At 57.7% G+C, this 12,057-nt stretch carries 8 protein-coding genes; 3 read left to right on the forward strand and 5 right to left on the reverse strand.

Annotation, left to right across the window (positions count from 1 at the left end; genetic code table 11):
• Window positions 1-14: 14 nt before the first annotated feature.
• Entirely contained in the window at window positions 15-1,424 is a 1,410-nt protein-coding gene (locus tag GSQ70_RS18915) for an efflux transporter outer membrane subunit (RefSeq protein WP_158783976.1), read from the forward strand.
• A 46-nt stretch (window positions 1,425-1,470) separates the two neighbouring features.
• Here GSQ70_RS18915 and GSQ70_RS18920 read toward each other — a convergent pair whose 3' ends face one another.
• Genes GSQ70_RS18920 through GSQ70_RS18940 form a run of 5 tightly spaced genes read right to left on the reverse strand, consistent with a single transcriptional unit; the run spans window position 1,471 to window position 8,048 of the window.
• Window positions 1,471-2,358, reverse strand: a complete 888-nt coding sequence (locus GSQ70_RS18920; RefSeq protein WP_158783977.1) for a MarR family transcriptional regulator — start codon at window positions 2,356-2,358, stop codon at window positions 1,471-1,473.
• 45 nt (window positions 2,359-2,403) lie between these two features.
• Complete coding sequence (locus tag GSQ70_RS18925; protein WP_158783978.1) at window positions 2,404-4,512, reverse strand: N,N-dimethylformamidase beta subunit family domain-containing protein; 2,109 nt, start codon at window positions 4,510-4,512, stop codon at window positions 2,404-2,406.
• Window positions 4,513-4,521: 9 nt separating this feature from the next.
• On the reverse strand, window positions 4,522-5,532 hold the full coding sequence (locus GSQ70_RS18930; protein WP_158783979.1) for an ABC transporter permease: 1,011 nt from the start codon (window positions 5,530-5,532) through the stop codon (window positions 4,522-4,524).
• A gap of 36 nt (window positions 5,533-5,568) precedes the next feature.
• On the reverse strand, window positions 5,569-7,062 hold the full coding sequence (locus tag GSQ70_RS18935) for a sugar ABC transporter ATP-binding protein (RefSeq protein WP_158783980.1): 1,494 nt from the start codon (window positions 7,060-7,062) through the stop codon (window positions 5,569-5,571).
• A 2-nt stretch (window positions 7,063-7,064) separates the two neighbouring features.
• Complete coding sequence (locus tag GSQ70_RS18940; RefSeq protein WP_158783981.1) at window positions 7,065-8,048, reverse strand: sugar ABC transporter substrate-binding protein; 984 nt, start codon at window positions 8,046-8,048, stop codon at window positions 7,065-7,067.
• 634 nt (window positions 8,049-8,682) lie between these two features.
• On the opposite strand from GSQ70_RS18940, the gene aas reads away from it, so the two are divergent.
• Together aas and lplT are read left to right on the forward strand one after the other, a co-directional pair.
• Entirely contained in the window at window positions 8,683-10,845 is a 2,163-nt protein-coding gene (aas, locus tag GSQ70_RS18945; protein WP_158783982.1) for a bifunctional acyl-ACP--phospholipid O-acyltransferase/long-chain-fatty-acid--ACP ligase, read from the forward strand.
• Window positions 10,838-12,049 carry a lysophospholipid transporter LplT gene (lplT, locus tag GSQ70_RS18950; protein WP_158783983.1) on the forward strand — a complete coding sequence of 404 codons (1,212 nt, stop codon included), beginning with the start codon at window positions 10,838-10,840 and terminating at the stop codon, window positions 12,047-12,049. The genes aas and lplT overlap by 8 nt, the downstream gene beginning before the upstream one ends.
• Window positions 12,050-12,057: the final 8 nt, after the last annotated feature.

Genomic DNA, 12,057 nt, shown 5'->3' on the forward strand with positions numbered 1-12,057 from the left:
AGATGATAAAGAAAATGAATAAACTCACCCCTGTTTTGCTGATGCTGTTACTGAGCGGCTGTGCCGTCGGGCCAGACTATCACCGCCCAACGGCTAATGTGCCCGCTCAGTATAAAGAGGCGAAAGGCTGGCGTGAGGCGCAGCCGCAGGATGGAGAGAGCAAGGGTGAGTGGTGGTCGGTTTACCATGATGAAACCCTTTCCGGGCTGCTGCGTCAGGTGTCGATTTCGAACCAGAATGTCGCGCAGTATGAGGCGCAGTACCGGCAGGCGAGGGCGCTGGTTTCTGAGTCGCGATCCGATCTGTTCCCCAGCGCCACTTATACCGGCTCCTCTACCCGCAGCGGCAGTGCGGGCAACAGCACAAGTGGCAGTGGGCAGCGAACCACCAGCAACAGCCACTCCCTTGAGGCCAGCGCCAGCTGGGAGCTGGATATCTGGGGTAAACTGAGGCGTACGCTGGAAGAGAACACAGCCAGCGCACAGGCCAGCGCTGCTGAACTGGCGAATATCACCCTCAGCGCTCAGTCCGAGCTGGCGCAGGACTACTTCCAGCTGCGGATCATGGATCAGCAGATTGCGCTGTATCAGCAGAGCGTGGATGCCTATCAGCGCTATCTGACCATTATCAATAACAAATACCAGGCAGGCAGCGAATCCCGCGCCACTCTGGCGCAGGCACAGGCGCAGCTTGAAAGTGCCCGCGCCTCGGCGCTGGATCTGAGCTGGCAGCGGGCGCAGACTGAGCACGCCATCGCCATGCTGACTGGCAAGACGCCAGCCGAGTTCAGCCTGCCAGCCGCTAAACTCACCGCCACGCTGCCCGCCATTCCGCAATCCGTGCCTTCCGAACTGCTGCAGCGTCGCCCGGATATCGCCTATGCCGAGCGTAACGTAGCCTCTGCCAATGCGGCCGTGGGCGTGGCGATTGCCGGTTACTATCCGGACCTGACGCTGAGCGCGTCCGGCGGCTTCTCCAGTTCGACATTCCATAACCTGCTCTCACTGCCGAACCGCGTCTGGTCGCTGGGACCGGAACTCAGCGGTACGCTGCTGGACTTCGGTGCCACCTCTTCGAAAGTTGAGCAGGTGAGGGCGAGCTATGATGCAGAGGTGGCCAGCTACCGTCAGGCGGTGCTGACCGGCTTCCAGGAAGTGGAGAACTATCTGGTTCAACTGAATACACTGCAGGATGAGATGCTGGCGCAGCAGCGTGCCACGGAGGCGGCGAAAGAGTCGGCCCGCGTAACTTATAACCAGTATCAGGCCGGAATGATTGATTACCTGGATGTGGCGACCACCGAGAACACCAGCCTCAGCTCGCAGCAGAGCCTGTTGTCGCTGCAGAGCACCCAGTGGGTTGCCAGCGTGGAGCTGATTGCCGCGCTGGGCGGCGGTTGGGATGCGAAGAATTTGCCGGAGTAATTCAGCGTGGTCAATCTGTATGAGATTGCCATTAAGAATGCGCTGATCACAGCCTGGCGACCAGCCGGGTCAGGCGGTGAAACTCCTCTACGGCCAGCGGCGGCAGTTTTTGCGTTAAGCCTCGCTGCACCAGCGGAAAGCGTGCCTGTAGCGCCTGAAAAGTTGCCAGCCCGTTGGCGGTCAGCGACAGCAGCGAGCGACGGGCATCATGAGGATCTCGCGGGTCACGCATCATGCGGGTTCGCACCATGCGCATCACCATCCGGACGGCGTTACTCTCTTCAATCGAGGCCAGTTGCGCGGCGGTGCGAATATCAATTTCCGGTTTCATTGCAACCACTTCCATCAGCGTAAACAGTGATGTGCTGATGTTCTCATCCACCCGCTCCCGCCACAGGCGACGGTAGTTGCGGCAGGCTTGCCGCAGAAAAAACCACGGGTAGTGTGCCAGGGGAGGGATCACCGGATCGGCTGCCTGATCGTCAAACCCGATCCTCTCCTGCAGGCTGTTCTCTTCGCTCAGCATTGCCCAGCTTTGCACCAGCGCCGCCTGTTCGGCCGCGCTGAGCGGCTCCATCAACTGGCGGTCAACGGTTTCCACCAGCGAAGCCATTTCAGCCAGCAGGTCGTGGGCTTCAGAAGAGAGAGATAACATGGAACGGCGTGAATCTGCCGGATCTTTCCTGCGCTCCACCAGCGCCTGCTCCATCAGGCGCTTGAGAATCGGGCCAATGGTCGCCCGATCGACGCCAACGCGATCCGCCAGCTCATAATGACCAATCCCCGGTTTATACAGCAGGCCATTCAGGGCCAGAAACTGTGGCTGGGTAAACCGGTTATTAATGGTGTTTCGCCACAGCGCCGTGCTGACCTGATCGGCCGCCGCCAGGGCAAAGCCGGAGCTGGTAAGCATGCTGGTCTGTTTATTATTCATAGTCAGTGCGCCATCGCTGTTCTCCCGATCACGGAGGCGTCAATATTACCTTCTGGCAGTGAAGTTACGGATAACATTTCCCAGCAGGCGGGCGACGTTATTATCCCCGTTATTCACCGGGAGCGCGCCGGTGAAAATGATCGACCCCACCGAAAATACCGCGCCGCCGCCAGCATGTTCCACAAGGACCATATCGGAACGAACATCGCGATTATATCGTGCGTTGAGGCGGTTCGATACAGTTGTCACATCTTCCGGAACAGGCACATACCACTCGCTGTGGGGTTCTGAAGAGGCAAGGATGATGGCATGTGCCGGGGTGCCATAGCGGAAGTCAGCCCGGTCAATTTCATCGCCGCTGGTGCCGTTCATGATCAGCCCAAAATCGCCCACCACCTCATCTTCAATCCCCTCAAAAACCCAGGCGGCATCCGGCTGATAAGAGCGTTCACTGCGGCGGTAACCCGGCGCTTTATTGTCCCAGCCGTGTCCGCCCATTCCCACACCAAACAGCTGGTGCGCACTGCGGCCGCGGCTTCGCCAGATCCCCCCCAGTTCACCCGTGCTGGCATGGTAGCGCTCTCCCGGTTCGGCATCCCAGTGGCGAAGGCCCTCTGATTTTCGAACCTCCAGCAAATGCGGCAAATCCTCAAACGGGGTGGTAACCCAGTAGAATCCGTCACCGCCGAGATACATCAGCCCGCCGCCCTGAGCAACATGCTGTTCAAAGGCATCAAGCATCGGTGCGCTGTAATATTCCGGGTGGCTGCCGGTGATCACGGTCTGATAACCGGCCAGCAGGGTGGTGCTCTCTGCATGAAGATCATGCTCGGTGATGACGTCGAACTCTTCCCCCATCTGCGTCAGGAACCAGACCATATAGAGATCGGCAGAAAAACGGCGTGGAGCATGAAACCCCCAGAACCGATAGTTGGGGCGCATATTGGGAATGGGGCGCAGCGAACTGGAGTAGGCCACGCCGGAGCCGTCATTGTGCAGGTCGTAGTGGCTCTTTCCCCACTCCTGATGAATGGCGACCAGATCTTCCCAGTCGCCGGTCTGGACCGGGATCTCGCTTCCCTGTTCAAAGTCGCCTTCGGTCAGATGTTCGTTGGCGTAGGCAATATAGGTATAGGTTGCCATCACCATGGCGATTTTCGCCGCAGCGATACCTGCGGCAGGCCGGACGATCAGCGGAACATAATCAGTCTTCAGCCCGGCAGCCTGAAGCCGGATGGCGTAGACGCCGCTGCCCAGTGAGGCCGGGATATCGACGTGCGTGGTCACCGGCCAGCAGGCGTCGGCCAGATCGTCGTCATGAAAATGGATCGCATCGAACTGCGACGGCTCCTGCTTCCAGTCATGAACATCGTTACGCCAGTCAGGTCCGGTCATGGCGCGGGTCGGGGCGTTGATCAGTTGCAGCTCGCAGCCGTTGCCACTGCTGTCCGGAACAGATTGCGTGCTCATCTCCTGTTCAAAGGCCCAGCGGGCCACTACCTGCCCGGCAACGCTGATAACCGGCTGGGCTATTTTGCCGTTGTAGACGCCCTGCGGAAAATTCTGCTGACCACGGGATTCAACCGATGCCGCCGCCAGCAGCACTTTGCTGCTGCCACTGAACTGCACGCCCGGCCCGGTAAAATGCGGAGACTGCCCGCTGCTGTCGCTGATCCTCAGCCAGCAGGCACTCTCTGTGGCCTCAATCTCAATCTGGCACCACTCGCGCAGCGGCAGCGCTGTTGTTCTCAGCATAACCTGTTGCTGCCAGCTCAGTACCAGACAGCCTTCACTGTCCAGCGCCAGCAGGAACTCTGCCTCAGGCAGGCTGCAGATCCCCTGCAGCCCTTCTGCTGGTGGCAGCGTGGGCCACAGTGACAGGCTCAGCTGCAGCGTTTCCTGCTGACCAAGCCGCACAGGCTGCTGGCTGATAGCCCATGAGCCGATCGGCGTCTGCTGTTCACTTGCCTGAACCTGCCGGGCAGCAATCTGCTCAACCGGCTGGTAGAGAAAACCTGGCCCCAGCGGATTATCATCGCCGTGGATCAGGCGAACCACATCAACGCTGACTTCACTGACGCTGCTGCCGATCATCACGTCCACACCTTCTCCGGCACGACAGCTCAGGGCAGAAAGATAGCCAATCAGGTACATAGCGCCTCCTTATTTTGTTTTGTGGATGTAGTAACGGATGGCTTCCAGCGCGGCGGCCATCACCAGCACGCCACCGGTGATAATGCCGCTCAGTTCGGTACCAATATCGAGCAAAATCAGCCCATTGCGCAGCGTGCCAATCAGCCAGACGCCGACCAGTACGCGCCAGATGCTGCCTTTACCGCCGGTAAACGGCACGCCGCCCAGCAGGACAGCCGTCAAAATAATGACCTCAAAGCCGTCGCCCAGCGTGCCTGAAGGGGCACTGTTCAGCCGGGCAATTTGCAGCAGTCCGGCGATGCCCACCGCCAGCCCGGTCAGGGTGTACAACAGGGTGACCACCAGTCGGACGCGGATGCCGATCAGAAAGGCCGCGCGGGGATTCACGCCGATGGCGATAATCTGCCGGCCAACAGGGAAGCAGGTGGTGGCGATAACGCTGATCAGGCAGATCGCTGCGGCGAAAATGGCCAGGTTAGGCAGGCCAAGCCAGCTGTCAGAACCAAAGTTGGCAAAGGCATCCGGGAAGCCATAGATTGAACCCTGGCCGAGGTACTGCGCCAGCCCACGGGCTGCGGCAAGGCCACCCAGCGTAACGACAATTGGAGAGAACGAGAGCAGGCCAATCAGCACGCCGTTCAGCAAGCCTGCGGCTATGCCAACCGCCAGCCCGACCAGAATGCCGGGGACCAATCCCCAGCTGTTCAGCGCCAGTCCGGCTGAAACGCCAACCAGCGCCAGCACGGAACCGACTGACAGATCCACATAGCCCGCCATCATCAGCATGGCGAAAATGGCGGCCACGATAAACGTCGGCGCGTTTTGGGTGGCGATGGCCAGCAGATTATCGGTGGTGAAAAAAACCGGCGTCTGCCATGAGAACCACGCCATCAGCGCCACGGTAGCCACGGGAAGGATCCAGCGGGTAATCATCAGGCCCAGACTTTTCAGGCCATGAGAGGATCGCGGTTTGCTGCGCTTCAGCGAAGATCCTGCAGGTGTTTTTAAGGTATCAGACATAATTATTCGCCATAAAAAGAGGGAAGCGACACACGATCAGCCGTGCGCCAGGGCTATCAGTTTCTCTTCGCCGATAGTGGGATCGACGATGCTGGCCACTTCGCCATCGACCAGCACAATGACGCGGTCGGCCAGCGCCACAATCTCTTCGGGATCGCTGGAGGCAAAGATCACCGCGTGTTCCTTTTGTGCGGCATAGTCGCGTATCAGGCTGTACAGATCCTGTCGTGCCCCGACATCCACTCCCTGAGTGGGTTCGTCAAGCAGCAGCAGATGGCTGCTGTCAATGTCGGTCATCCAGCGGCCAACCATCAGCTTCTGCGCATTGCCGCCGGAAAAATTAGCGCCTTCCCGGTCCGGATCGGCAGGCATCAGGCCAACGCGCTTTGCCAGCCTGTGGAAGATCGCCCGCTCCTTTTTCACCGGGCGCCAGGGGCGGGAAAGGGCAGAGTAGTGGGGAAGCAGCAGATTTTCACTGGCGCTCATACTGCCAAACAGAGACTGCTCTTTACGGTCAGATGCCACCAGCACAATCCCCTGCTGCCGGGCTTTCTGCGGGGAAGAGCAGAGCAGCTGACGGTCATAAAGCCTCAGCCCGCCGTGCCCTGACTTCACACCAGCCAGCCCTTCAAGCAGGTCCGTGCGGCCGGAACCCAGCAGGCCAAAAACGCCGACGATTTCACCCTGATGCAAAGTCAGGTCCACCGGACCGGTCCAGGAAGAGCGGTATGCGTCCAGCGTGAACAGCGGTGGGCCAATCTGCTTTTGCTGTTGCTCGCGTGAGAAATTGCTCTCAGGCGAAATAGCGTGAACCAGATCGGCAAGGTTGAGAGCGTTAATTTCCCGTGTCCACAGGACGTTACCGTCACGCAGCACGGTGACTTTATCCGCCACCTCCAGCACTTCCCGCAGCAGGTGAGTAACGTAGATGACAATCAGGCCATGATCCTGAGCCAACCGGCGGACCAGCTCCAGCAGCGCGGTCACTTCGTTTTCACTCAGCGCGGCGGTGGGTTCATCGAGGATCAGTACGGAAGGCTCTTTCAGCAAAGCCCGGGCGATTTCCACCGTTTGCTGCTCGCCAACGCTGAGATCTTCCACCAGGCTGGCGGGATCGACATCCACGCCCAGCGATTCCAGTAACTCCACGCTGCGGTTCTTTTGCGCACGCTGGCGGGTGGTGCCAAAGGCCGTGCGCATCTCATTGACCAGAAAAATGTTATCGCTGACGCTTAGCGATCCAATTAGCTGAAAGTGTTGATAAATACTGGCCATTCCCGCCTCGAAAGCGGAGGTGGGAGTAAACTGTTTATAGGCCGTATCGCCGATAACGATTTCACCAGAATCCGGCGTTACCGCGCCGCTCAGACAACCGAGCAGAGTGGACTTCCCGGCCCCGTTGGGGCCGAGCAGGGCATGAACTTCACCCGCTTTCAGTTCCAGGTCGATGCCCTTGAGCACTTCCTGCGCGTCGAAAGACTTACGAAGCTGGCGAATAGTCAGACACTTCGGGGTCAGATCGAGACTCATACTCAGTCCTTATATTGCGCGATAAGGGCATCAAGACGCTGAGGGTTACGTTGGGTGCCAAGTTCAACCGCAGTTTCGTAGTTGGTGCGGCCTTTGCCGGTGATCGCCGCCAGCGAATTATCGATAATCGACTGGGCAAGATCGTCCAGCAGGATGGCGGCAGAAGCACGGTAAGCCCCGCCCTGTTTCACAGCTTCCAGACCTTCCACAGTACCGTCCTGCCCGGCGATGTAAGCGTCTTCCGGTTTAATCCCGGCATTTTTAAAGGCGCGCAGGGCACCCAGAGCCGCATCGTCATTGATGCCGATAAACACGCGCAGATCGGGGTGCTGACGCAGTGTGTCTTCTGCAATCTGCATACCGCAGGCCTGGGTGGCGCAATCCTGCTGCGAGACGACCGTCAGCCCGGCTGCTTTAAACTGCTTCAGCGGTTCTTCCCAGCGTCCGGCAAAGCCTTTCAGCGGCGTGAGGGTGGTGACGGCGGCGGTAATTTTCCCGTCCGGATAACGTTTCTTCACCCAGGCAAGGGCATCTTTGGCAACCAGATCGCCGCTCTGCACGTTATCAAACCCAACTGAGCCGTCGGAGCCTTTGGTTGCGCCTGCATAAGTCAGCCACTTCATGCCTTTCTTCTGCGCCTGGATCCGCAGACCGTCCAGCGCGGTGGCTTCTACTGGCAGTACAACTATCGCGTCCACGCGGCGGGTTACCCAGCTTTCCAGCGTGGCGCGCTGAGATTCCAGGTTGCTCTGATGGGTGTTGTCCAGCAGCACTTTTACGCAGCCGTTTTTCTCACCGGCGGCCACCACTTTTTTCTTCAGCGCAATGGCGAACTGCGACTCTCCCACCGGATGGCTGAAACCGATGGTGTAGGTTTTCTCGCAGGTTTTAGTGTCAGCGGCGAAGGTTACGCTGCTGAATGATGCGCCAGCGGCCAGCAGGCCGGCGGCCAGAAAATATCCCCGATGTTGGAAAATGGACGTCATAGCGGTGCTCCAAAAGTAGTTTGAGTTGTTATGGCCCCGGGCAGCAGCTGAGAAGATATTTTTTCTCCCCTCTGTTCAGGTTGCCTTCAAACTAAACTAGAACGTGTAGCATGTAAAACAGCTAAAAAATGACCACAAGAGCCACATCGTGAAACTCATTGTCAGCGTTAAGTGTGGTTTATTTCTTTTTTAAAGGTTTATAATTCTGCTATATCGAGTTTATCTGGCGCAATTAATAATGCTGTACGGTCTTTGTATTTATGGCGGAAAGGACAATTTGTCCGTCGTGATAAGAAAAAGGGTTGTTAGCTGTGGAAGACAGCAGACCTTTGTCAGGAGGGAAGGTCGTGGAAGAACTCCCCCATTTCTTACCCGCCAACTAATTAGAAATTAGAGAGTTATCCATAATGTCCCCCAGGCTTAACCCGTTGAAACCCGATTCTGCACCCGGCATAAAGCTGAGCACTGTCACATTAAATTCATATGACCACTGAAAGCTGGCCTGCCAGATAAGAGAAATCCCCTTCTCCTTTCAAATTTGGCAGCCTGAAACGCGATTTTTCCCTTCAGCGCATTGAGTTATCTCCCTGCATCCTGCATCGTTATAGCCAACTTTTAAGCTCAAGGAGTTGGCATGTTATTTTCATTTTTTCGTCTGCTATTCCGGCTGGTGTTTCGTTGCAGCCTGAGGGGCGATTTATCCGGGTTAACGAAAGAAAAAGTCCTGATTGTCCCTAATCACATGTCCTTTCTTGACGGGGTGCTGCTGGCCGTGTTCCTGCCGGTAAAACCGGTGTTCGCTGTCTATTCCTCCATCAGCGATCGGTGGTATATGCGCTGGGTTCGTTCGGTGATTGATTTTGTCCCGCTGGACCCGACTAAACCCATGTCGGTCAAACATCTGGTGAAGATGATTGGCCAGGGCCGCCCGGTGGTGATTTTCCCGGAAGGTCGCATTACCGTGACCGGTTCGCTGATGAAAATCTACGACGGGGCGGGTTTTGTTGCCGCCAAATCCCAGGCGACCGTAGTGCCGCTGCGGATCGAAGGGGCAGAATTCTCGCTGTTTGGTCGGCTGGCTGGTGTGTTTAAACGTCGCCTGTTCCCACGGATCAGCCTGACCGTTCTGCCTGCGACCACACTGCCAATGCCGGAAGCAAAAACCGCGCGCGAGCGTCGCAAGCTGGCAGGTGAGCATCTGCACCATATTATGATGGAAGCGCGCATGGCGGTGCGACCGCGTGAGACGCTTTACCAGGCATTTCTGGCCGCCCGCTCGCGTTATGGCTATTTCAAACCCTGCATTGAAGACGTTAATTTCACGCCAGACAGCTATACCGGCCTGCTGAAAAAAACGCTGGGTGTCGGACGCATTCTTGAGCGCTATACCACCCAGGGTGAGTATATTGGTCTGCTGCTACCGAATGCTACGGTGACTGCTGCCGCGCTGTTGGGCGCTTCAATGCGCGGTCGCGTTCCGGCGATGCTCAACTACACGGCGGGCGTGAAAGGACTGACCAGTGCACTGAAGGCTGCCGGGGTGAAGACGGTATTCACCTCTCGGCAGTTCCTTGATAAAGGCAAGCTCTGGCATCTGCCGGAAGGGATCACCGACGTTAAATGGGTGTTCCTGGAGGATTTGAAAGAGACCGTCACTACTCAGGACAAGCTGTGGATCCTGAGCCGTTTGCTGTTCCCTTCACTGGCTGCCGTTAAGCAGCAGCCGGAAGATGCGGCCATGGTACTGTTTACGTCCGGTTCGGAAGGAAACCCCAAGGGCGTGGTGCACTCGCATAAAAGCCTGCTGGCGAACGTCGAGCAGATCAGGACGGTGGCAGATTTCACCCCCCGCGATCGTTTTATGTCTGCGCTGCCGTTGTTTCATGCTTTTGGCCTGACGGTTGGCCTGTTCACGCCGCTGATGACCGGTGCGCAGGTCTTTCTGTATCCCAGCCCGCTGCATTACCGCATCGTGCCGGAGCTGGTCTATGACCGTAACTGTACCGTGCTGTTTGGTACTTCCACCTTCCTTGGCAACTACGCTCGTTTTGCCAATCCTTATGACTTCGCACGACTGCGTTATGTGGTGGCCGGGGCAGAAAAATTGCAGGAAGGCACCCGTCAGACGTGGATGGACAAATTTGGTATTCGTATTCTTGAAGGGTACGGCGTGACGGAATGTGCGCCTGTCGTGGCAATCAACGTGCCGATGGCCGCGAAAAATCACACCGTTGGGCGCATCCTGCCGGGTATGGATTCCCGGCTTATTTCTGTTCCGGGTATTGAACAGGGAGGGCTGTTGCAGCTTCGTGGCCCTAACATTATGAAAGGCTATCTGCGCGTTGATAACCCAGGCGTGCTGGAAGCGCCACAGGCGGATAATGGCGAAGGTCAGATGGAAGCAGGCTGGTACGACACCGGGGATATTGTCGACTTTGACGATCACGGCTTTTGCCAGATTCAGGGCAGGATGAAGCGTTTTGCCAAAATAGCCGGTGAAATGGTCTCGCTGGAAACCGTCGAACAAATTGCGCTGAAGGCTTCGGCTGAGAAGCAGCATGCTGCTTCAATGAAGCCGGATGGAAATCGCGGGGAAGCGCTGGTGCTGTTTACCACGGACAGTGAGCTGACCCGCGATAAACTACAGCGTGCCGCCCGTGAAATCGGCAGCCCTGAACTGGCAGTACCGCGCGATATTCGTTTTCTGAAACAGCTGCCGCAGCTGGGCAGCGGCAAACCAGATTTTGTGACCCTGAAACAAATGGCTGAGCAACCGGAGAACAATAACGATGAGTAATGCCGCCAGCAATGAAGGGATCATGTCGCGAGGGATGATGGCGGTGATTGCCGCCCAGTTCCTCTCTGCCTTTGGCGATAACGCCCTGCTGTTTGCCACTCTTGCAGTCCTTAAGCAGCAGGTGTATCCGGACTGGAGTCAGCCCGTATTGCAGATGGTCTTTGTCGCCACTTACATCATCCTTGCGCCGTTTGTTGGTCAGATAGCGGATAGCTTTGCCAAGGGGCGGGTGATGATGTTCGCTAACGCACTGAAGCTGCTCGGGGCGCTGGTGATCTGCTTTGGCTTCAACCCGTTTATCGGCTACAGCCTGGTCGGTGTGGGGGCTGCAGCCTACTCCCCGGCGAAGTACGGCATTCTGGGAGAGATCTCCGGCGGTGAAACTTTGGTGAAGGCCAATGGCCTGATGGAATCCTCGACTATTGCAGCTATTCTGATTGGCTCTGTCGCCGGTGGGGTGCTGGCTGACTGGAACCTGCTGGCAGCGCTGATTGCCTGCGTACTGGCCTACGGGCTGGCGGTGGCGGCAAATCTGTTGATCCCGACACTGTCAGCGGCCCGGCCGGGTCAGACCTGGCATCCGGTACAGATGTCCACTACCTTCTTCCGTGCCTGCCGCGTGCTGTGGCGTGACGGCGAAACCCGCTTCTCGCTGGTGGGGACCAGCCTGTTCTGGGGAGCGGGCGTCACGCTGCGTTTCCTGTTGGTGCTGTGGGTGCCGGTGGCGCTGGGCATTACCGACAACAAAACGCCGACGCTACTGAATGCAATGGTCGCGATCGGGATAGTGGTTGGTGCTGGCGCTGCAGCGAAGCTGGTGACGCTGAAAACCGTGGGCCGCTGCATGCCTGCTGGCGTGTTGATCGGTGTGGCGGTGGTTTGCTTCTCTCTGCAACATACGGCAGCCGGAGCTTATGGACTGTTGATTGCCATCGGTGCACTGGGCGGTTTCTTTGTGGTGCCGCTTAATGCGCTGCTGCAAATGCGTGGTAAAGAGAGCGTGGGGGCAGGTAATGCAATTGCGGTACAGAACCTCGGTGAAAACGGCGCAATGCTGCTGATGCTGGGGCTGTATTCGCTGGCAATTAAGCTGGGATCGCCGCCGGTGGCTACCGGGGTAGGTTTTGGCGCGCTGTTCGCGCTGGCGATTGCTGTGCTGTGGGGATGGCAACTGGCTCAGAAACGCACTCGTGTCGCGCGGTGAGAATAACT

The organism is Pantoea sp. BAV 3049 (assembly GCF_009765445.1).
In the GTDB taxonomy this organism is placed as follows: domain Bacteria; phylum Pseudomonadota; class Gammaproteobacteria; order Enterobacterales; family Enterobacteriaceae; genus Erwinia.

Coding starts and splice junctions, on each gene's coding strand:
- GSQ70_RS18915 (WP_158783976.1), top strand. CDS start 15: ATGAATAAACTCACCCCTGTTTTGCTGATGCTGTTACTGAGCGGCTGT.
- GSQ70_RS18920 (WP_158783977.1), bottom strand. CDS start 2,358: ATGAATAATAAACAGACCAGCATGCTTACCAGCTCCGGCTTTGCCCTG.
- GSQ70_RS18925 (WP_158783978.1), bottom strand. CDS start 4,512: ATGTACCTGATTGGCTATCTTTCTGCCCTGAGCTGTCGTGCCGGAGAA.
- GSQ70_RS18930 (WP_158783979.1), bottom strand. CDS start 5,532: ATGTCTGATACCTTAAAAACACCTGCAGGATCTTCGCTGAAGCGCAGC.
- GSQ70_RS18935 (WP_158783980.1), bottom strand. CDS start 7,062: ATGAGTCTCGATCTGACCCCGAAGTGTCTGACTATTCGCCAGCTTCGT.
- GSQ70_RS18940 (WP_158783981.1), bottom strand. CDS start 8,048: ATGACGTCCATTTTCCAACATCGGGGATATTTTCTGGCCGCCGGCCTG.
- aas (WP_158783982.1), top strand. CDS start 8,683: ATGTTATTTTCATTTTTTCGTCTGCTATTCCGGCTGGTGTTTCGTTGC.
- lplT (WP_158783983.1), top strand. CDS start 10,838: ATGAGTAATGCCGCCAGCAATGAAGGGATCATGTCGCGAGGGATGATG.